The following is a 20906-nucleotide window of genomic DNA, read 5'->3' as shown; positions in this document are numbered from 1 at the left end:
CTACCTCAGTTTCAGGGTGGCAAGGCCGACCAGTACCAGAATCACGGTGATGATCCAGAAGCGGACAATCACACGTGGCTCGGGCCAGCCCTTGAGTTCAAAGTGGTGGTGAATCGGCGCCATGCGGAACACACGGCGCCCGGTCAATTTGAAGGAAGCCACCTGGATGACCACCGACAGGGTTTCCATCACGAACACACCGCCCATGATGAACAGCACGATTTCCTGGCGGACGATCACCGCGATGGTGCCCAAGGCTGCGCCCAGCGCCAGCGCGCCGACGTCGCCCATGAAGACTTGTGCGGGGTAGGTGTTGAACCACAGGAAGCCAAGGCCCGCGCCGATCAGCGCGCCGCAGAACACAATCAACTCACCCGCGCCCGGTACATACGGGATCAGCAGGTATTCAGCGAATTTCACGTTACCCGACAGGTAGCAGAAGATACCCAGCGCACCACCGACCATCACGGTCGGCATGATTGCCAGACCGTCGAGACCATCGGTCAGGTTCACCGCGTTGCTGGAGCCGACGATCACGAAGTAGGTCAGCACCACAAAACCAACGCCCAGTGGAATGCTGGCGTCTTTGAGCATCGGAATGATCAAGGTGGTTTCGACAGCGCTTGGCGCGGTCATGTAGAGGAAGATCGCGGCGCCAAGGCCAAACACCGACTGCCAGAAGTACTTCCAGCGGCTGGGCAACCCCTTGGAATTTTTCTCGATCACTTTGCGGTAGTCATCGACCCAGCCGATCGCACCGAACAACAGGGTAACCAGCAGCACTGTCCACACGTAGCGGTTATGCAGGTCGGCCCACAGCAAGGTGCTGATGCCGATGGAAGACAGGATCAGCGCACCGCCCATGGTCGGGGTGCCGGATTTGGACAGGTGCGACTGCGGGCCGTCATTACGAACCGATTGACCAATTTGCAGGTTCTGCAGGGTGCGGATCATCCACGGCCCCAGGAACAGCGACAAAGACAGCGCAGTCAGCACACCCAGAATCCCGCGCAGGGTCAGGTACTGAAAGACCGCGAAGCCTTTGTGGAACTGTTGCAGATACTCAGCCAGCAGCAGCAGCATTAATGTTTCTCCGTACTTGAGCCACACAAGGCCGCGACGACGTTTTCCATCACCGCGCTGCGCGATCCCTTGATCAAAATGGTTGTTTGTTTGTCGTGTTCAGCCGCCACCAGCGCCTGGATCAGCTCGGCCTGGGTAGCGAAATGCCGCGCACCGAGGCCAAAGGCGTCAACGGCGTGGGCCATGTTCGGGCCAACGGCGTACAGCGCGTCGACTTTGCCGCTCGCGTAGGCACCGACTTCGCGGTGGGACTGCTCGGCCCAGTCGCCCAGTTCAGCGATATCGCCCAGCACCAGCACCTTGCGCCCGGCGAAGCTTTTAAGCAGGTCGATAGCGGCGCAGATGGAGGACTGGTTGGCGTTGTAGGTGTCATCAATCACACGCATGCCGTTGGTCGCCAGTTGCGCCACGGTGCGGCCCTTGACCGGCTGCACCGCGCCCAGGCCGGTGGCGATACCGAACAGCGATACGCCCAGGGCGCAGGCGGCAGCGGCGGCGGCCAAGGCATTGGCGACGTTATGATTGCCCAGCAGGTTCAGTTGCACGTGCTCGCTGCCTTGCGGTGTGTGCAAGGTGAAGGACGGGCAACCACGGGCGTCGACGGTGATATCGGCTGCGTGGAAATCAGCGGCCGCGTTGAGCACGGCAAACGTCAGCACCTTGCGACCGGCGGCGCGTACACGCCAGGTCTCGAAGGCCTTGTCGTCGAGGTTCAATACAGCCGTGCCCGAGGCATCCAGGCCTTCGAGAATCTCGCCCTTGGCTTCGACGATTTTCTCCGGGCCACCGAACTCACCCACGTGGGCGGTACCGGCATTGTTGATAATCGCCACGTGAGGTTTGGTCAGCGCCACGGTGTAAGCGATTTCGCCGACGCGCGAAGCGCCCAGCTCGATTACCGCCGCCGTGTGTTCCGGGGCCAGTTCGAGCAAGGTCAGCGGTGCGCCGAAATCATTGTTCAGGTTGCCACGGGTGGCGAGTACCGGCCCGCGCGTGCGCAACACGCCGGCGAGCAGTTCCTTGACCGTGGTTTTGCCGCTGGAGCCAGTGATGGCGGCAACCGGCTTATCAAACGCGGCACGGTTCAGCGCGCCCAACTGCCCGAGGGCCAGACGGGTATCGGCAACCAGCAATTGCGGCAGCGTCGAGTCCGTCACTTCACGCTGCACCAAGGCCCCCACCGCGCCTTTGGCGGCGACTTCGTTCAGGTAGTCGTGCCCATCGAAACGCGGACCGGCCAGTGCAACAAACAGTTGCCCCGGCTTGATGTTACGACTGTCGATACTGACGCCGTCGAAGCTGCAATCGCTCGACACTACACGGGCCGACAAGGCCTGGGTCAGTTCGCTGAACTTCATCGCCTTAAGCATGGGCGACCTCCCAGGCAGTCAGGGCGTGATCAGCCTCGACCAAATCAGAGAAGGCATGGCGTTCGCCGTTGATTTCCTGATAGTCCTCGTGACCTTTACCGGCCAGCACCACCACGTCGTCAGCACTGGCACTGGCGATCAATTGGGCAATGGCGGCGCCGCGACCGGCAACGAAGGTGGCCTTGGTGGCGTCTTTAAAGCCGACACGGATGTCGTCGAAAATCTGGCTCGGGTCTTCGCTGCGCGGGTTGTCGTCGGTGACGAGCACGCCATCGGCCAGGCGCTCGACGATTTCAGCCATCAGCGGGCGCTTGCCGCGATCACGGTCACCGCCGCAGCCGAACAGGCAAAGCAATTTGCCCTTGGCGTGTGGACGCAGGGCTTCGAGGACTTTTTCCAGCGCGTCCGGGGTGTGGGCGTAATCGACCACCACCAGCGGCTGTGAGCCGCCACCCAAACGCTGCATGCGACCGGCAGGGCCTTCGAGCTTGGGCAGTACGCGCAGGATTTCGTCCAGGGCGTAGTCCAGGCCAAGCAATGCGCCAACAGCCGCCAGCACGTTGCTCAGGTTAAAACGCCCAAGCAACGTGCTGCGCAAGTGGTGTTCGCCCTGGGGCGTGACCAGCGTGGCGAGCACGCCTTCGTCATTAAATTGGGCTTCGCGGCAATACAGATACGCGCTGGAGTCTTCCAGGCTGTAAGTGATCAGGCGCGCTTCGCTGTCTTCGGCAGCCAGTTGGCGGCCGAAGGCGTCATCCAGGTTGACCACCCGGCACTTCAAGTCATTCCAGGCGAACAGCTTGGCCTTGGCGGCGGCGTACGCCTCCATGGTGCCGTGGTAGTCGAGGTGGTCGCGAGACAGGTTGGTCATCACCGCCACGTCAAACGCCAAGGCAGTCACGCGGCCCTGGTCCAGGCCGTGGGAGGAGACTTCCATGGCCACCGCCTTGGCACCGGCCTTTTTCAGGTCGGCCAGGGTCGCTTGCACGGCGATCGGGTTCGGCGTGGTGTGCAGGCCGCTTTGCAGCGATCCGTAAAAGCCAGTGCCCAGGGTGCCGACAATGCCGCAATGCTGGCCCAGCAGGTCGAGTGCCTGCGCAACCAATTGGGTCACGCTGGTCTTGCCGTTGGTGCCGGTCACACCGACCAGGTTCAACTGACGGCTCGGGTCACCATAAAAACGCCCGGCGATGTCCGACAGTTGCGCGGCCAGGCCCTTGACCGGAATCAATGGCACATCGGTGATCGGCAGCACAGTGGCGCCATCGACTTCATAAGCCACGGCGGCCGCGCCACGTTGCAGGGCATCGGCGATATGCGCACGGCCATCGAGCTTGCCACCGGGCACCGCCAGGAACAGGTCACCGGCGCGTACATTACGGCTGTCCAGGCTCAGTTCACGAATCAGCAGATCGCGTCCGGCGTGGGCAAAAATCTTGTTCAGGCTAAGAGACATCAGCCGCGCCCTCCATTGGCTTTGACAGCTGCGGCCGGTGGTCCGGCGTTCGCTTGTTGAGTCGGCGGCAGGTTGTCCGGCGTGATGTTCATCAGGCGCAGGGTGCCGGACATCACTTTGCTGAACACCGGCGCCGACACCAGGCCGCCGAAGTAGCCGGCCTTGCTGGGCTCATCAATCACTACGACGATGGCGAAGCGCGGATCGCTCATCGGGCCGAAGCCGGCGAACAGCGAGCGGTAAGAGTTTTCGGCGTAGCCCTTGGTGCCGACCGAGGTTTTACGTGCAGTACCGGACTTGCCGGCCACGTGATAAGCCGGCACCTGCGCCCGGAACACACCGCGCGGGGCTTCGATCACTTGCTGCAGCATGCCTTGCATGGTCTTGGCGACGTTTTCCGGGATCACCTGGGTGGCTTTCGGCGCTTCGTCGACGTGGATCAAGCTCAGTGGAACCATTCGGCCATTATTGGCCAATACAGAGAAAGCGTGGGCCAGCTGGATCGCGGTGACCGACAGGCCGTAACCGTAGGAGAGCGTGGCAGTCTCGGCTTTTTTCCAGTCGCGGTAGTTCGGCAGGTTGCCCACGCGTTCGCCTGGGAAATCCAGGCCGGTGGGTTGGCCCAGGCCGATTTTTTGCGCCAGGTGATAGATGGTCTCGCCGCCGATATCGAAGGCGACCTTACTCATGCCGACGTTACTGGAGTTGATCAGGATACCTGTCAGATCCAGCACCGGACCTTCGCTGCGGGACACGTCACGAATGGTGTATTTGCCCAGCTGCAAGGTGCCTGGGTAAACCTCGACCTTGTCGCTCGGCTTCCAGCGCCCGGTTTCCAGGGCGGCACTCATGGAAATGGCTTTCATGGTCGAACCCGGCTCAAACACGTCGATCATGGCGCGGTTACGCATCATCGCCGGTTGCAGGTTGCGACGGTTGTTCGGGTTGTAGGTCGGCTGGTTGACCATGGCGAGAATCTCGCCGGTCTTGACGTCCATGATCACCAGGCTACCAGCCTTGGCGCCGTTCTCGATGATCGCGTTGCGCAGTTCGCGGTTGGCCAGGTACTGCAGACGCAGGTCAATCGACAACGCCAAGGGCTTGCCGGCCTTGGCGTTTTTGGTCACCTGGACATCTTTGATCAGTCTGCCGCGTCGATCCTTGATGACCTGCCGTTTGCCGGGCACGCCGGCCAGCCATTCGTCGTAGGCCAGCTCCACACCTTCACGGCCATGGTCATCAATGTCGGTGAAGCCAACCATATGCGCGGTGGTTTCACCGGCCGGGTAGAAACGACGAAACTCCTCGATGCCATAGACACCGGGGACTTTAAGGTCGAGCACTTGCTGGCCCTGCTCAGGCGTCAGCCCACGCACCAGGTAGATGAATTCTTTGTTGGCCTGGGCTTCCAGACGCTCGCTCAAGGCTTTAGGGTCCTGGCCCAGCGCGGCAGCCAACTCAGGCCATTTGTCCTTGGCGGTTTGCAGTTCCTTGGCATTGGCCCACAGGGTGGTCACCGGCGTACTCACGGCCAGAGGCTCGCCGTTACGGTCGGTGATCAGGCCGCGGTGCGCAGGAATCGGGATATGCCGCAGGCTACGGGCGTTACCCTCGCCGATCAGGAAGTCGCGGTCGATCACTTGCAGGTCGATAATCCGCCAGGCAATCGCGCCGGCCATCAGGGCCAGGATGCCGAGCATCAGGCGGAAGCGCCACGGATAGAGTGCGCCTTCGAGTTTCATCATGGCGCCACCATCCGCACTTCAGCTGCGCCCGGAATGTGCATTTTCAACTGCTCGGTGGCGAGCGTTTCGATGCGGCTATGGGCCGTCCAGGTGCTTTGCTCAAGAATCAACCGGCCCCATTCCGCCTGCGCTTTATCACGCACGCTCAATTCCCCGTACAGGGTGTTGAGCAGTTGACGGTTGTAGTGGGCGCTGTAAGACACCGCAATCGCGGACACCAGCACGCCGACAAACAGCAGCAACATAAAGAAGCTGCCGCCCGGGAGGGGCTTGGCGAAAAGCTTGCTCACCGCAGCTTCTCCGCGACGCGCATAACGGCGCTACGGGAACGTGGGTTGGCCTTGAGTTCGGCTTCGGAGGCGAACTGCGCTTTGCCATGGATTTTGATTTTCGGCACAAAGGCTTCGAAACGCACCGGCAGGTTGCGCGGCAGGTTATCGGACTCGCCCTTGACCAGACGACGCATGAACAGTTTGACGATGCGGTCTTCCAGGGAGTGGAAGCTGATCACCACCAGGCGACCGCCCACTTCCAGGGCGTCCAGTGCGGCTTCGAGGCCGGCTTCCAGATCGCCCAATTCGTTATTGACGTGAATGCGCAGGCCCTGGAACGCACGGGTCGCCGGATTCTTGCCCTTTTCCCACGCAGGGTTCGCGACCTTGAGCACTTCAGCCAGGTCGGCGGTGCGCTCGAACGGCTGGATTTCACGGCGCTCGACCACGGCACGGGCCATGCGGCCAGCGAAGCGTTCTTCACCGTATTCCTTGAACACGCGGGTGATTTCTTCATGGGGCGCAGTGGCGATGAACTGCGCTGCGCTGATGCCACGGGTCGGGTCCATGCGCATGTCGAGCGGGCCGTCGTTCATGAAACTGAAGCCGCGCTCGGGGTCGTCAAGCTGTGGCGAAGATACGCCCAAGTCGAGCAAAACCCCGGCCACCTTGCCTGCCATGCCGCGCTCGGCGACTTCGGCACCCAGCTCGGCAAAGCTGCGCTGCACAACGACAAAGCGGCCGTCTTCGGCCGCTAGCGCTTGCCCGGTGGCAATCGCTTGAGGGTCTTTGTCAAACCCGAGGAGTTTACCGTCGGACCCGAGCTGGCTGAGTATCAACCGACTGTGCCCGCCCCTGCCGAAGGTGCCATCCACATAGCAGCCATCCGCGCGTACGGCGAGAGCCTCAACGGCTTCGTCAAGCAGTACGGTGATGTGGTTAAAGCCGCTATCAATAGTCACAGGATCAAATCACGCAGTTCATCAGGCATGGCGCCCGGTTGTTGAATAGCAGCCAGGTCTGCTGCAGAAACAGCATCCCAGGCATCTTCGTCCCACAATTGGAACTTGTTCAGTTGGCCCACCAGCATTGCGCGCTTATCCAGCTTGGCGTACTCGCGCAAGCGCGGAGGCACCAGGAAACGACCACTGCCATCGAGTTCAAGGTCGACGGCATTGCCTATCAGCAAACGCTGGAGGCGGCGGTTTTCTTCACGCAATGAAGGCAGAGCGCGCAACTTGGTTTCGATCAACTCCCACTCATCGAGGGGGTAAACACACAAACAAGGGTCAACGGCGTCAATCGTGATGATTAACTGGCCTGAACTTCGCGAAATGAGCTCGTCACGATACCGGCTCGGCATGGCGAGACGGCCTTTTGCATCGAGACTGATAGCGTTAGCTCCGCGAAACACAGATGCGTTTCTCCAAATTTTAGCGTTTTACGTTCAAAAAACCCACTTTGTGCCACTTTCCGCCACTTGCGCACACTATAGGAATGCGCCCACCACACCGTCAAGGCACGGATTCAAGGAAAAGCCTTACAGAACGGAGATTTAGGAACGTAAAAGGAGGAGAAACGCGAGTTCAGCGATGTTTTTGACTCAACAACCGCAAATAGCTCATGGAGCTATGGCTTAAAGTTAAAGTGATTTATTAAGAGTAAGATTTTTTTGGTATTACGAAGATGCATCTGCCAATGATTTGGCAGGGAGGGATTCTTGCGTTACTACCGGTTTTCTGCCCGAGACTCGGACAGAAGGAAAAAAGGTGGAGAGTCGATCTGTAAGCCGGGTTCTGTCTTGAACAGTCATTCGTCTACGATGGCCATCACTGGACATCTTTAGCAACCTACCCGGTCCCAGCGCGGGCCACGCCTTGGGACCCTATTTGGTCTTGCTCCAAGTGGGGTTTACCTAGCCACGAACTGTTGCCAGACGTGCGGTGCGCTCTTACCGCACCTTTTCACCCTTACCGGCACCGAAGTGCTTAGGCGGTTATTTTCTGTGGCACTTTCCGTAGGCTCACGCCTCCCAGGCATTACCTGGCACTTCGCCCTATGGAGCCCGGACTTTCCTCCCCCCCCTAATTTTCATAGAGGGCAGCGACTGTCCAATCGACTCTCCGCCGCGCAGGTTAACGGCACGACGGCTTCAGGACAAGTATTAAAAGTGCAGCAATGCCATCACGTTCCGACGCAATACCGGTTTAACCCCGGAACTATTCGGCCTTCTGCTTATCGAGCGCGACTTGATACAGCACATTCTTACGCAAGCCGGTAATTTCAGCCGCCAGGGCTGCCGCACGCTTAAGGGGCATCTCTTTAAGCAATAAATCGAGAACACGCATGGCCTCGCTGCCCACCGCGTCTTCATTTTCCGGTGCGGTCCAGCCGGCCACCAGCACCACACACTCACCGCGCTGCTGGTTGCTGTCGCCCTCGACGAACGCCCTGAGTTCTTCCAGTGGCAAGCCCTTGAGGGTTTCAAAGGTCTTGGTCAACTCCCGGGCCAACAACGCCAGGCGTTCGCCGCCGAACACCAACTCCATATCCTGCAAGCACTCGAGAATGCGATGCGGCGCCTCGTAAAAGATCAACGTACGCGGTTCTTCCTTTAACGCTTGCAGGCGCGCACGGCGCCCAACCGCCTTGGCGGGCAGAAAACCTTCGAAGATAAAACGGTCCGACGGCAACCCGGCAGCCGATAATGCCGCAATCAGCGCGCACGCTCCCGGAACTGGCACTACATTGATACCAGCGGCACGCGCCTGACGGACCAGGTGGTAGCCAGGGTCGGAAATCAACGGAGTGCCGGCATCCGAGATCAACGCCACATCGTCGCCCGCCAGCAAGCGCGTGATAAAACGGCTGCCTTCTTCGCGCTCGTTATGCTCATGGCACGCAGCTAATGGCGTGCTGATACCAAAATGCTGCATCAAACGCTGGGAGTGCCGCGTGTCTTCAGCCGCGATCAATTTTACGTCGCGCAACACTTTCAGCGCCCGAGCACTGATGTCGTCCAGGTTGCCAATGGGCGTCGCCACGACAAAAAGCGAGCCTGCAGTGGAATTCAAAGGACCTGGAGCAGTCAAAACGCACACCTCGATGGTAAGGAAAAGTCGCATTGTAGCGCGTAGGCGCCTCGATAATATGCCCTCGAGGTCGGCCATCGATGCCGGCTCGCAACATTTACACGACCTAAATCGATGGTTTCACGCCAGTAACATCGCGCCTGGGCCAGTGCTTGGGTACAATTCCACGCTAATTTGATCGGTATCAGGAACACTTACATGATCGCTTGCCTGCGGCTGCTCTCCGCCCTCTGCCTCGCTGCCTTACTGGCCGCGTGCGCCAGCTCGCCCTCGTCCAGCCTTGGCGACCTCCCCCGGACCCCGGATGCCAGTATCGAGCAACTGCTCGAACAGGCCACCAAAGCCAGTACGCCAGAAAAGGCCGCGATGTTGCGCCTGAGTGCGGCAGACCTGGCCTACCACCAGAACAACCCTGGCCGTTCGTCGCAGATTCTTGCGCAGGTGCCCCTGGATGTCCTGAAGCCGGCCGCCCAAGTGTTTGCCAGCACCCTGGCTGCGGAACTGGCCATGGCACGCAATCAGCCCAAAGCGGCTCTGGCCGCCCTGAACCACCCCAGCCTGCAAAGCCTGAAAGAGCTGCCGGCTGACCAGCAGGTGCGGACCGGCACCGTGCATGCCCGCGCCTATGAAGCCGATGGCCAGACCCTGGCTGCCGCGCGTGAGCGGGTCGCCATGGCGCCCTTGCTGACGGGTGATGCCGCCAAGGACAACCATGAAGCCATCTGGGCGCTGGTCGCCGCGCTGCCTGCAGAGCAACTGCAAGCCAGCGGCAACCCGACCCTCGACGGCTGGATCACCCTGGCCCAGGCAATCAAGGGCGCCGGCACCCTGGAGCAACAGCAAGCCGCCATTGATACCTGGCGCGCGCAAAACCCTGGCCACCCGGCGGCAGTCAACCTGCCGACCCCGCTGACCAAACTCAAGGAGCTGGCCAGCCAGCCGCTGACCAAAATCGCCCTGCTGCTGCCGCAGGAAGGCCCATTGGCGGCGGTCGGCAAGGCGCTGCGCGAAGGCTTCATGGCCGCACACTTCCAGGCTGAACAAGCCGGACAGAAGCCGCCGGTCATCGAGTTCTATGACAGCTCGCGCCTGACCTCCCTCGACGACTTCTATGCCAAGGCCCAGGCCGCCGGTGTGCAACTGGTAGTAGGCCCGCTGGAGAAACCACTGGTCAAGCAGCTCGCCTCCCGTGGGCAATTGCCGATCACTACCCTGGGCCTCAACTACAGCGAACTTAACGAAAACCCGCCGCAACTGTTCCAGTTCGGCCTGGCCGCTGAAGACGAAGCCCGCGAAGTCTCGCGTCGCGCCCGTGCCGACGGCCTGCACCGCGCCGCCGCCATGGTGCCCCGTGGCGAATGGGGTGAGCGTGTCTATAAAGCCTTCCGTCAGGACTGGGAAGCCAACGGCGGCACCGTGGTGGGTGTCGAGTACGTCGATCAGCCGGTGGCCCTCGCCCAGCAGATTGCCGACCTGTTCCAGCTGCGTAAAAGCGAAGGCCGCGCCAAGAGCCTGCAAAGCACCGTCGGTACCGACGTCGCCGCGCAACCTTCGCGCCGCCAGGACATCGAGTTCATTTTCCTGGCTGTGACCCCGCAACTGGCCCAGCAGATCAAACCGACCCTGAACTTCCAGTACGCCGGTGATGTGCCTGTGTATGCGACGTCCCACGTGTTCAGCGCCAGCGGCGACAAAAACCAGTACCTGGACATGACCAATGTGATGTTCTGCGAAACCCCGTGGCTGCTCAACACCACCGACCCGCTGCGCAACCAGGTTGCCGCGCAATGGCCGCAAGCCAATGGCAGCCTTGGCCGCCTGTATGCAATGGGCGTGGACGCCTACCGCCTGGCACCGCGCCTTGGCCAACTCAAGGCACTGCCGGACACCCGCATTGACGGCCTGTCGGGCAACCTGGGCATCGGCGCCTACCAGCGCGTTGACCGCCAGATGCCATGGGCGAAATTCGTCGGTGGCGAGATTCAACGCTTGCCGGACACCCCGCGCTGATGCCCGAGCGGTCCAGCGCACAAAGCGGCAAGGATGCCGAACTGCAAGCTCTGAACTATCTGCAACAACAGGGTCTGCGCCTTCTGGCGCAGAACTGGTTATGCAAACGCGGTGAGCTTGATCTGGTCATGCTTGACGGCGATACAGTAGTATTCGTCGAAGTCCGCTACAGAAAACACGCACAATGGGGTGGCGCGCTCGCCAGTATCGACGGGCGCAAGCGTCAGAAGCTGATACTCGCCGCGCAGTTTTTCCTGCAAAAAGAGCATCGCTGGGCTGACAGCCCTTGCCGTTTCGATGTGGTTGCCATGGAAAGCACACCGGCAGGCCCAGCTGATTTGAACTGGCTCAAGAATGCCTTCGACAGCTGATTGCCCGGATATCTTCACCACACACTTTTGCTCTTTGCTTTGCGGGCTGCACATTACTGTGCCAAACAGCCGCGCTACTTAAGGTCACACAGATGGACATGCAATCCCGAATTCGCCAGCTTTTCCAGGCCAGCATCGACACCAAGCAACAGGCGATGGACGTACTTGCACCGCACATCGAGCAAGCCAGTCAGGTCATGGTTAATGCCTTGCTCAACGAGGGCAAAATGCTTTCGTGCGGCAACGGCGGTTCGGCCGGTGATGCCCAGCACTTCTCCTCCGAGCTGCTCAACCGCTTCGAGCGCGAGCGCCCGAGCCTGCCGGCCATTGCCCTGACCACCGACTCGTCGACGATCACCTCGATCGCCAACGACTACAGCTACAACGAAATCTTCTCCAAGCAGATCCGCGCCCTGGGCCAACCCGGCGATGTGCTGCTGGCTATTTCCACCAGCGGCAACTCGGCGAACATTATTCAAGCGATCCAGGCCGCACATGACCGCGAAATGATTGTCGTAGCCTTGACCGGCCGCGACGGCGGCGGCATGGCCTCGCTGTTGTTGCCTGAGGACGTGGAGATCCGTGTCCCGGCCAACGTCACTGCACGCATTCAAGAAGTCCACCTGCTGGCGATCCACTGCCTGTGCGATCTGATCGACAGCCAACTGTTCGGGAGTGAAGAATGACCGTTAACCGCCTCAGCCTTTTGGCCATTACGCTGTGCCTCGCCATCAGCGGCTGCAGCACGGCAATCACTGCGACACGTGACACACCCATTCAGGATGACCGGGGCACACGCACATTCGGCAGCACCATCGATGATTCGCTGATCGAAACCAAGGTCAAGGTCAACGTCGCCAAGGCCGCTACCGACCTGGGCAACGGCGCCTCGCGCATTGTGGTCACCAGCTTCAACGGCGTGGTACTGCTGGCCGGGCAGACGCCGCGTGCCGACCTCAAGGCCCAGGCCGAACAAGCCGCTTCGACTGTTCAGCGGGTCAAGAAGGTCCACAACGAGCTGCAGGTCATGGACCCGATCACCCTGCTGGCCATCAGCAACGATGCGTTGCTGACCACCAAGATCAAGGCGCAAATGCTCACCGACAGCGGTGTACCCGGCTCGCGCATCAAGATCGTCACCGATAATGGCATCGTCTACATGATGGGCCTGCTGACCCAGGCGGAAGCCACCCGTGCGGCCAACCTGGTTCAGGGCGTGTCCGGCGTGCAGAAGATCGTGAAGGTGTTCGAATACATCGACTGATGTAATCGCCAACCACAAAAAAGGGCGCCGTGCATTGACTGCACGGCGCCCTTTTTAATGCCCAGGGTTTACTGGTATTGCTGGTACGGGTTGCCCTGGAACTGGTTGTTCTGCTGCGGCGCCTGTTGTTGTTGCTGCTGACCAGGCTGGCCGTATTGTTGGCCAGGGATCGGGCCGAGGTTAACTTCTACGCGACGGTTCTGGGCACGGCCATTGACGTCAGCGTTGCTGGCAATCGGGTTATCCGGGCCAGCACCGCGGGCGCTCAGGTTGGTCGGGCTGACGCCTTGGGAGGTCAGGTAGTTGGCCACGCTCTGGGCACGACGCTGGGACAGGTCCATGTTCAACTGGCGGCTGCCCGTGCTGTCGGTGTAGCCGACAATCTGGATGGTGTTCTGGTTGAACTGCTTCAGCGAGCCAGCCAGGTTATTGAGCGGCGTGTAGAAGCTACTGGCGATGGCATCGGAGTTGGTCGCGAAGGTGATATTACCCGGCATGATCAACTTGATCTGGTCACCCTGGCGCTGCACCTCAACACCGGTGTTGGCCATGCTTTCACGCAGTTTCTTTTCCTGCTGGTCGGCGTAGTAGCCATAACCGGCGGCGCCCAGGCCTGCAATAGCACCACCGATCAGTGCGCCCTTGCCACGGTTGTTATGGTCGATGGCAGCACCTGCCAGCGCGCCCGCCAGGGCACCCAGGCCGCCGTATTTGGCGGTTTTGCTGATGCCCCCTTCGGAACCGTTGCTGGCCTGTCCCTGGCTGCCGTCATAAGGATTAGGTGAAGCGCAGCCGGACAACAGGGCTACGGCGGTAGCGACAACAAGCAGACGACGCGGAGTAAACATGAAGGGAGCTCCTACTTTTGCATTCTGTGGTGCAGAGGACATTGGCAATCGACCTGTGCGGAGTTTGGAACGCGACAAGCGGTAAAAATTCCGTGGCCGCGTCCCGCGCCAGAACAAACTACTGGCCGCTATCACCGCCAGGGAAACCGTAGCAGACGCAGGCTGAACGCGACCTGCGTTTTTTGCTACTGCGGTGCTTGAGAGAGAACAGCGCCGGTAAACGAATTATTTCCAGGCGTACCCTCAAGCTCGCACAAACGGGTTCTCGCGCATCTCATCGCCCAAACGGGTGTCCGGCCCATGCCCTGTCACCACGGTCGCGCCCTCATCCAGGGTGTACAAACGCTGCTTGATCGAGCGCACTATTGTCGCCTGGTCGCCACCCCACAGGTCGGTACGCCCTACGCCGCGCTTGAACAAGGTGTCGCCGGCGATCAGCAACTTGGCATCGGCAAACCAGAAGCTCATCGAACCCGGTGTGTGCCCCGGCGTATGCAGCGCCACCCCACAACCACACGCCAACTCCTCGTCGTCCTCCAGCCAGCGGTCCGGCGACGGCACCGGCGTGTAGGGCACACGAAACATCTGGCATTGCATTTCCAGATTATCCCAAAGAAATTGGTCTTCTTTGTGCAAATGCAGCGTGGCACCGGTCTTCTCTTTCAACTGGCCGGACGCCAGGAAGTGATCAAGGTGAGCGTGAGTGTGGATAATGCTCACCACCTTGAGGCCCAGCGCATCGAGGCGCGCCAGGATCAGTTCGTGATTGCCGCCCGGGTCGACCACAATGGCTTTTTTGCTGATCGGGTCGCCGATGATGGTGCAGTTGCACTGCAACGGGCCGACGGGGAAGGTTTCGCGGATCAGCACGGGTTTTTCGATATTCATGGGCGTTCCTGCAAGCTCTATGGCACATTCCAGGCGCAGTATGGTGGAGCTTGCTCCGGATTCGAAGAGCCTCAACTGCTAAGCTACTCAAGCACCATGGAACCCGCACCGCAGCGTCGCATTTGGAGCAAGACGTATGGCCAATTCTCGGATCATCTGCGAACACTGCGATTGCGTGTACGAAAAGGTCACGCTCGCCAAACATCAAAAAGCCCTGTGCACCCGTTGCGCAGGCGTGCTGCAGCGTTACAACGGGCTGTCGGTGCAACAACGCCTGGCGCTGACCGTTACCGCAGCGGTGCTGTGGACCTTTGCAAATTTCTATCCGGTGATGAGCATCAGCCTCAAAGGCTTGAAAAACAGCGCGACCCTGTGGGACTCGGTGGTCGCGCTGAGCCTGGGGCCGATCACTTTTATTGCGCTGGTGGCCGCGATCTCGATCATCATCGCGCCGGTGTTTCAGTTGCTATTGCTGATGTGGGTGCTGAGTTTCGCCCTGGCCGGCAAGCGCTCGCCAGCGTTCAAACTGTGCATGCGCTGGCTGGAAGCGCTGAGGCCGTGGAGCATGCTCGAAGTCTGCCTGCTGGGCGCCATGGTTGCGGTGTTCAAGCTGGCCGGCATGCTCGACGTGATCCCCGGCACCGGCCTTTTCGCCCTCGCCGCCCTCGCCTTGCTGCTGATTCGCATCGCCGGGCGTGACGTACGCGACTTGTGGGACGCCGTATGAACTCGCCACCGACCGCCCGCGAACTCAACCTGTGCCTGTGCCACACCTGCGGCCAGCCGTGCGACATGCGCGACGAGCCCAGCGAGTGCGAGCGCTGCGGTGCGCCGCTGCATCGGCGCAAACTCCACTCGCTGACCCGCACCTGGGCCTACATGCTCACGGCACTGGCGTTTTATATCCCGGCGAATTTATTGCCGGTGATGAACACTACTATGCTCGGTTCCGGCGCCGACAGCACCATCATGAGCGGCGTGCTGGAGTTCTGGCAGCATGGCGCCTGGGACATTGCCCTGATCATTTTCATTGCCAGCATTGCGGTGCCGGGTATCAAGTTTTTCTCGCTGACCCTGCTGCTGGTCACCGTGCAACGCAACAGCCAGTGGGCGCGCAAAGAGCGCTCGAAGCTGTTTCGGTTCGTCGAATTGATCGGCTACTGGTCTATGCTCGATGTCATTGTGGTCGCGCTGGTGGCCGCGCTGGTGAGGTTCCAGGCGCTGGGCACCATCGAGCCGCGCCTGGGCATTTTGTTTTTTGGTCTGGTGGTGGTGTTCACCATGCTCGCGGCCATGAGTTTCGACCCGCGCCTGATCTGGGAAAACCCACACAACGAGGAGATCTCGGATGAGTTCACACAACACTGACACGCCTGCCGGCTCACCGGCGATCAAGACGCGGCGCTTCAGCGTTTCGCTGGTGTGGATCGTGCCGATCGTGGCAGTGCTGGTGGGCATCTCGCTGGTGGTGCACAGCGTGCTGCAACAGGGGCCGGTCATCGTCCTCAACTTCAAGACCGGCAACGGCCTGGTCGCCAATAAAACCGAGGTCAAATACCGCAACGTGGTGATCGGCCAAGTCTCGGATGTGGCCTTGAGCGATGACCAGAAAAGCGTCAACGCCACCATCAAGCTGGCCAAACAGGCGGAAAGCTTCACCCGTGAAGACTCCAAGTTCTGGGTGGTACGCCCACGCATCGGCGCCGGTGGCGTGTCCGGCATCGATACCTTGCTGTCCGGTGACTATATCGGCGCCGATATCGGCCAGTCCGATACGCGCGCCAAACAGTTCAAAGGCCTGGAAAACCCGCCGCCCATCACCTATGGCGAGCCGGGCAAGCGCTTCACGTTGCATACCCAGGGCCTGGGCTCGCTGGATATCGGCTCGCCGGTGTACTACCGCAAGATCCCGGTGGGCCAGGTAGTGGCCTACGAGCTGGATGACGATGGCAAGGGCGTGAAGATCGAGGTTTTCGTGCATGCGCCCAATGATGTGTACGTCACCGAAAACACGCGGTTCTGGAATGCCAGCGGCATTGACCTGAGCGTGGGCGCCAATGGTTTCGCGCTGAAAACCGAGTCCTTGTCATCGATGTTGGCCGGCGGCATCGCGTTCCAGGCGCCGCCCTACAGCCCCAACGACAAACCGGCCAACGAAGATCACACCTATGAACTGTTCGACGACCAGCAAAGCGCCCTCGCCCCGCCCAGCGGTCAAGGACAATACATGGCACTGCGTTTTGATCAGGCACTGCGTGGGCTCAAAGTTGGCGCACCGGTGGAATTTCTTGGGGTCGAATTCGGCAAGGTGGTGTCGATCAACCTGGACTTCGATGCCAAAAAACGCAGCTTCCCGATCAACGTCGGCATCGTGATTTACCCGCAGTTGCTCGGCGAAGCCAACACCAAGCTGCTCAAGGCCACCAACCATGACCCCAACGATGAAGCGGGCGGCGTGCGCCTGATTGGCACCTTCATCGAAAACGGCCTGCGCGCCCAGGCCCGCAGCGGCAGCCTGCTGACCGGCCAGTTATACATCGCCCTGGATTTTTTCCCGAAAGCCGACAAAGTCGCGTTTGACCCGAACCTGCGCCCGGTCAACATTCCGACCATCCCCGGCAATCTGGAACAGTTGCAGGAGAAGCTCGAAGGCATCGTCAACAAGGTCAACCAACTGCCGATCGAACGCATCGCCGGCAACCTCGACGGCAGCCTGGTGGAGTTGCGCAAAAGCCTTGCCCAGTTCAACGCCAAGACCCTGCCTGGCGTGCAGAGCACCCTGGGTGACGTGAGCAAGACCTTGCAGTCGGCCAACTCAACCCTGGCCGAAGACTCGCCGCAGCGTGAACAACTGACCCAGACCCTGGATGAACTGGCGCGCATGTCGCGCTCCTTGCGCGAACTGTCCGACTACCTGGGCCGCCATCCGGAATCGCTGATCCGCGGTCGCCCTGACAACGCCGCGCCAACAGACCTGCAAGGGCCACCGCGCAAATGACCATTGGAGCCGCCATGACCTTTCCCTTGAAACTCACCCTGGTCGCCGCGCTGGTGCTGCTCGCGGCCTGTCGCAGTGAGCCGATTGCCTTCCACACCCTGACCCCGGTGCACTGGAATAACAGCACTCAGGCACAGGCCAGCGATATCCGCATTGAAAGCATCAGCGTGCCGCCTCAGGTGGACCGCGCACAAATCGTGATTCGCCAGGGCGACAGTGGCGTGGCGATCCTTGAAACCCAATGGTGGGCCGCAACCCTGGCCGATGAGCTGAAAAGCGCGCTGGTGGACCAACTGGCCAACAGTCACTCCCGGCAGCCGCTGTCGTTGCGCCTTGAAGTGCAGCGATTCGACTCGGTGCCGGGTCAATATGCACTGCTCGACGTGCGCTGGCGCCTGCGGTCCGGCAACGGCGCAGATACCGCACCGCTGACCTGCCGCACCACCTTGCAGACACCCGCAGGCCCGAGCATTGATGACTTGGTGGCGGCGCATCAGAACAACCTCAAGCGTTTTGCCGCGCTGGTCAGCAAAACCGCCGACACGTCGCTGAAAGCGTGCCCGACTGCGACGTAGCGAGACCACTAAGGGTGTACTCGGTCAAATGTGGGAGCCGGGCTTGTGTGGGAGCTGGCTTGCCTGCGATAGCATCGCCTCCGTATGACTGAAAGACCGAGTTGTCTGCATCGCAGGCAAGCCAGCTCCCACATAAGCCAGCGTCCACACACCAGCTTCCACAGGAAAGCTCGCCCATTGTCAGGCCAGTAGCCCCATCGACTTGGCCCGCGCCACCGCCTGGGTACGGCGCTCCACCCCCAGTTTGCTGTTGATATGGCTGGCGTGGGTTTTCACGGTGTGCAGGGAGATAAACAGCTGATTGCTGATCTCCTGGTTCGAGCAGCCTTGGGCAATCAACTGCAGCACCGCCAGTTCACGTGCGCTCAAGGTTTCATGATTAGGCAAGGCCTCAACCACCGCAGCCACCGGCAACAGCGCCAACAGGCTCTGGTTCAGCACGCCATGAGCCTTGCGGCCAAGCTGTTCACGCAGCCAATCCGGGTAACTTTCCAGCAGCCGCTGAAAGGGTTGCAATGCCCCACCGGCACCCGCCTCAAGGGCGCGGGCCAATGCCAGTCGGGCCTGGTCTTGCTGCCCGCACTCCAGCAACAACTGCACTTGCTGGGTCAGGGCCATCAAGGCAATCATTTGCCGCCCACTGTTATGCGCCTGCTGCGCCAGTTCTTCGAGGCGTTGCAACGCGGCGGCCGGCTGATGACGGGTGGCGTCTAACGCAGCCTGTTGCAGCCCGATATGTTGCGGCAAATGCGGGTGAAATTCCGGCGCCGCTGCTGCGTGTTCGCCGTTGTAGGTTTGCCCCAGCCGGGCCAACCAGGCCTCTGCCAGGTCAGTGCGGCCTTGAGCCAGCCACAGCTCGCATTTGATCAGGGTGATCATCGCCAAGTAGTAGATCGGCGGCACATCCCAGATGTGCATCAAGCGCTCAGCTTCGGCAAGCTCGGCAAACGCCGTGGGGAAATCCCCCCGGCGCCCTTCAAAGTTGGCAATCACACAATGCCCGATCAGCACGCTGATATCCCGGCAGGCGCGGGCTTCGTTCAGACCCGCGCGTAAACGGACAAGGCCGGCCTCGGGCTGATAGCGCACCAGCAGCAGATAGCCCTCGTACAGCGACAACCGCGCGCGCACCGCGTACAGCCGCTGCGGCGCCAGGCCATGCAGGCGTTGCAGCCCCTGGCGCACCTCGTCCAGGGAACGCAGGATTTCGCCGCGCGCCTGCAACACCCGCGCGCGATCGTAATGGGCCAACGCTTCGAACAGCGGGTTACCGACGCGCTGCGCCAGCTCCAGGGATTCGCGATTCAGACCACGGGCACGCCACAAATCGGCATCGACGATGGCCAGGTTGGACAAGGTCGACAGGCACATCAGGCGCTGGCCATAACGTTTTTGCGGCAAGCTTTCCAACGCCTCGCTGCAATAACGCAGGGTCGACTCACGATCGCCTCGGCCCCGAGCGATAATTCCGCTCAGCGCCAACCATTGGGCCAGCATCGACTTTTGCGCAGTGGCCGACGGCGCCGGCAGGAAGCGGCTGAGGTAGCCGGACAGTTCTTCGGCCGCATCCAGTTGGCAGGCCAGCCCCAATGCCCAGCTGTAGAGCACGATCAAGCGCGGCGTGCTGATCAGCAGGCTGTCGGGCAAGTCCATCTTCCAGCGCAGCAGCATGCCGACATTCTGCTCAGCCAGCAGTTGCTCCTCCGACAGGTTCTGCACCAGGTTTGCCGCCACATCCAGGTGGCCGGCGCGCAACGCCTGTTCCACCGCTTCATCGATCAAGCCCTGGGTGTTGAACCAGCGACAGGCACGCAGGTGCAGGCTGGCAATCGGTACGGTGGCACTGCTCGCACGGCGGGTACGCAGCAGGTCGGAAAACAGATGGTGGTAGCGATACCAGTGGCCCTGCTCATCCAGCGGCACCAGAAACACTTGGTGGGCCTGCAAGTAACCGAGGATATGCGCGCTGTCGTGGGCTTCGCGCACGGCGTCGCACAGCTCGCTGCAAAAACGATCCTGTGGGGCGGTGTCATACAGAAAGGCTTGAACTTCTGCCGGCAGGCAATCGATGACTTCTTCGAGCAGATAGTCGCGGATCAGCCCTTCGCCACCGTGCAAATGTTGTGGCAACGCAGCCTCATTGCCGGCTTCGGAAAGGGCCAGCAACCAGAAGCGCAGGCCAGCCACCCAGCCCTCGCTGCGACGAATCAGGTTGTCCAGGGCTTCGCCGCGCAACGAGCTGCTGTGCCTGTCGAGTACCGCCAGCGATTCGTCGTGGGTCAAGCGCAGGTCTTGTTCATGCAGCTCCAGCAGGTGGCGCGAGAGCCGCAGCCGCGCCAGGTGCCAGTCCGGGCGCTGGCGGCTGGTGACCATCACCAGCAGCCCATCGGGTAAATGATTGAGGAAAAATTGCAGGCAGCGATCCAGCACCGGGCCCTGGGCCAGATGGTAGTCATCCAGCACCAGCAGCAATGGCGCTTGGGTGGACAGGTGCAGCGTCAGCTCGTCGAGCAAGCCGTCGAGCCATTCTTCAAAGGCAAAGGGTTGGTGACGCTGACGCATTTTCAGCAGGCCCAGGGATTGGCCACCCAGTTGCGGGAAGTATTGCTGCAAGCCGTCGAGCAGGCGCTCAAGGAAGCGGCCGGGGTCGTTATCCCGTGGGTTCAGGCCCAGCCACAGGCTTTGCCAATGCGCCGGCAGACTCTGGCAGAACTCGACTGCCAGCGAACTCTTGCCGAACCCGGCCGGGGCGCTCACCAGCAACAGTCGTCCCGCAAGGCCAGCACTCAGGCGTTCGCACAGGCGCGGGCGCAGCACATAGCCGTCAGGCAGCGGTGGCCTGTAGAAACGCGATTCCAGGGTCGGAATCACCGCGCTCGCAGGCCCTTGGATTCGGGACAGATCAGTCATCGCCGGGCTCTTGTAGAAGGCTGT

Annotated in this window: 19 protein-coding genes and 1 other RNA gene; 8 read left to right on the top strand and 12 right to left on the bottom strand. The window is 60.9% G+C overall.

The window, feature by feature from the left end:
- The 9 genes from mraY to rsmI form a co-directional block, all read right to left on the bottom strand.
- Entirely contained in the window at positions 1-1083 is a 1083-nt protein-coding gene (mraY, locus tag PSH96_RS04860; protein WP_017138188.1) for a phospho-N-acetylmuramoyl-pentapeptide-transferase, read from the bottom strand.
- A complete protein-coding gene (gene murF, locus PSH96_RS04855) occupies positions 1083-2453 on the bottom strand; it encodes a UDP-N-acetylmuramoyl-tripeptide--D-alanyl-D-alanine ligase (RefSeq protein WP_305457826.1) in 1371 nt (456 codons plus the stop codon). Before murF ends, mraY begins: the two co-directional genes overlap by 1 nt.
- Positions 2446-3909 (bottom strand): UDP-N-acetylmuramoyl-L-alanyl-D-glutamate--2,6-diaminopimelate ligase, encoded by a 1464-nt coding sequence (locus PSH96_RS04850; protein WP_305457824.1) that lies wholly within the window; start codon positions 3907-3909, stop codon positions 2446-2448. Before PSH96_RS04850 ends, murF begins: the two co-directional genes overlap by 8 nt.
- A complete protein-coding gene (locus tag PSH96_RS04845; protein WP_164488397.1) occupies positions 3909-5651 on the bottom strand; it encodes a penicillin-binding protein 2 in 1743 nt (580 codons plus the stop codon). Before PSH96_RS04845 ends, PSH96_RS04850 begins: the two co-directional genes overlap by 1 nt.
- A complete protein-coding gene (gene ftsL / locus PSH96_RS04840) occupies positions 5651-5944 on the bottom strand; it encodes a cell division protein FtsL (RefSeq protein WP_056858984.1) in 294 nt (97 codons plus the stop codon). The genes PSH96_RS04845 and ftsL overlap by 1 nt, the downstream gene beginning before the upstream one ends.
- Positions 5941-6888, bottom strand: coding sequence for a 16S rRNA (cytosine(1402)-N(4))-methyltransferase RsmH (gene rsmH / locus PSH96_RS04835; protein ID WP_017138192.1), 948 nt, complete (start codon positions 6886-6888; stop codon positions 5941-5943). The genes ftsL and rsmH overlap by 4 nt, the downstream gene beginning before the upstream one ends.
- Entirely contained in the window at positions 6885-7340 is a 456-nt protein-coding gene (gene mraZ, locus PSH96_RS04830) for a division/cell wall cluster transcriptional repressor MraZ (RefSeq protein ID WP_003171868.1), read from the bottom strand. The genes rsmH and mraZ overlap by 4 nt, the downstream gene beginning before the upstream one ends.
- 355 nt (positions 7341-7695) lie before the next feature.
- An RNA gene (rnpB, locus tag PSH96_RS04825) (RNase P RNA component class A) lies at positions 7696-8049 on the bottom strand.
- A gap of 96 nt (positions 8050-8145) precedes the next feature.
- Positions 8146-9051: a 16S rRNA (cytidine(1402)-2'-O)-methyltransferase gene (gene rsmI, locus PSH96_RS04820; RefSeq protein WP_305457821.1), complete on the bottom strand. Its 906-nt coding sequence runs from the start codon at positions 9049-9051 to the stop codon at positions 8146-8148.
- A 165-nt stretch (positions 9052-9216) separates the two neighbouring features.
- On the opposite strand from rsmI, the gene PSH96_RS04815 reads away from it, so the two are divergent.
- The 4 genes from PSH96_RS04815 to PSH96_RS04800 all read left to right on the top strand — a co-directional run bounded on the left by PSH96_RS04815 (position 9217) and on the right by PSH96_RS04800 (position 12663).
- Positions 9217-11028, top strand: a complete 1812-nt coding sequence (locus tag PSH96_RS04815; protein ID WP_056858986.1) for a penicillin-binding protein activator — start codon at positions 9217-9219, stop codon at positions 11026-11028.
- On the top strand, positions 11028-11399 hold the full coding sequence (locus PSH96_RS04810; protein ID WP_305459986.1) for a YraN family protein: 372 nt from the start codon (positions 11028-11030) through the stop codon (positions 11397-11399). The genes PSH96_RS04815 and PSH96_RS04810 overlap by 1 nt, the downstream gene beginning before the upstream one ends.
- Before the next feature lie 92 nt (positions 11400-11491).
- Positions 11492-12085, top strand: a complete 594-nt coding sequence (locus PSH96_RS04805) for a phosphoheptose isomerase (protein ID WP_007904374.1) — start codon at positions 11492-11494, stop codon at positions 12083-12085.
- Positions 12082-12663, top strand: coding sequence for a BON domain-containing protein (locus PSH96_RS04800; protein WP_017138196.1), 582 nt, complete (start codon positions 12082-12084; stop codon positions 12661-12663). Before PSH96_RS04805 ends, PSH96_RS04800 begins: the two co-directional genes overlap by 4 nt.
- Positions 12664-12731: 68 nt before the next feature.
- Here PSH96_RS04800 and PSH96_RS04795 read toward each other — a convergent pair whose 3' ends face one another.
- Both PSH96_RS04795 and PSH96_RS04790 read right to left on the bottom strand, forming a co-directional pair.
- The gene (locus PSH96_RS04795) at positions 12732-13511 is read right to left on the bottom strand and encodes an OmpA family protein (RefSeq protein ID WP_056858988.1); all 780 of its coding nucleotides are present in this window, start codon (positions 13509-13511) and stop codon (positions 12732-12734) included.
- Between the two features lie 243 nt (positions 13512-13754).
- Positions 13755-14399 carry an MBL fold metallo-hydrolase gene (locus PSH96_RS04790; protein WP_056858989.1) on the bottom strand — a complete coding sequence of 215 codons (645 nt, stop codon included), beginning with the start codon at positions 14397-14399 and terminating at the stop codon, positions 13755-13757.
- 136 nt (positions 14400-14535) lie between these two features.
- On the opposite strand from PSH96_RS04790, the gene PSH96_RS04785 reads away from it, so the two are divergent.
- From PSH96_RS04785 to PSH96_RS04770, 4 genes are read left to right on the top strand one after another with little or no spacing between them, the layout of a single operon-like run.
- A complete protein-coding gene (locus tag PSH96_RS04785; RefSeq protein ID WP_169986918.1) occupies positions 14536-15126 on the top strand; it encodes a paraquat-inducible protein A in 591 nt (196 codons plus the stop codon).
- Entirely contained in the window at positions 15123-15767 is a 645-nt protein-coding gene (locus tag PSH96_RS04780) for a paraquat-inducible protein A (RefSeq protein ID WP_305457817.1), read from the top strand. The genes PSH96_RS04785 and PSH96_RS04780 overlap by 4 nt, the downstream gene beginning before the upstream one ends.
- Positions 15748-17397, top strand: a complete 1650-nt coding sequence (locus PSH96_RS04775; protein WP_305457815.1) for an intermembrane transport protein PqiB — start codon at positions 15748-15750, stop codon at positions 17395-17397. Before PSH96_RS04780 ends, PSH96_RS04775 begins: the two co-directional genes overlap by 20 nt.
- 14 nt (positions 17398-17411) lie before the next feature.
- Positions 17412-17972 carry a membrane integrity-associated transporter subunit PqiC gene (locus PSH96_RS04770; protein ID WP_305457813.1) on the top strand — a complete coding sequence of 187 codons (561 nt, stop codon included), beginning with the start codon at positions 17412-17414 and terminating at the stop codon, positions 17970-17972.
- A 180-nt stretch (positions 17973-18152) separates the two neighbouring features.
- Here PSH96_RS04770 and PSH96_RS04765 read toward each other — a convergent pair whose 3' ends face one another.
- Positions 18153-20882, bottom strand: coding sequence for a LuxR C-terminal-related transcriptional regulator (locus PSH96_RS04765; RefSeq protein WP_305457812.1), 2730 nt, complete (start codon positions 20880-20882; stop codon positions 18153-18155).
- Positions 20883-20906 lie beyond the last annotated feature (24 nt).

The organism is Pseudomonas sp. FP2338, assembly GCF_030687515.1.
GTDB classification, from domain to species: domain Bacteria; phylum Pseudomonadota; class Gammaproteobacteria; order Pseudomonadales; family Pseudomonadaceae; genus Aquipseudomonas; species Aquipseudomonas salomonii.
Note: the sequence above shows the minus strand (reverse complement) of the source record. Positions and strands in the feature narration are given on the sequence as shown.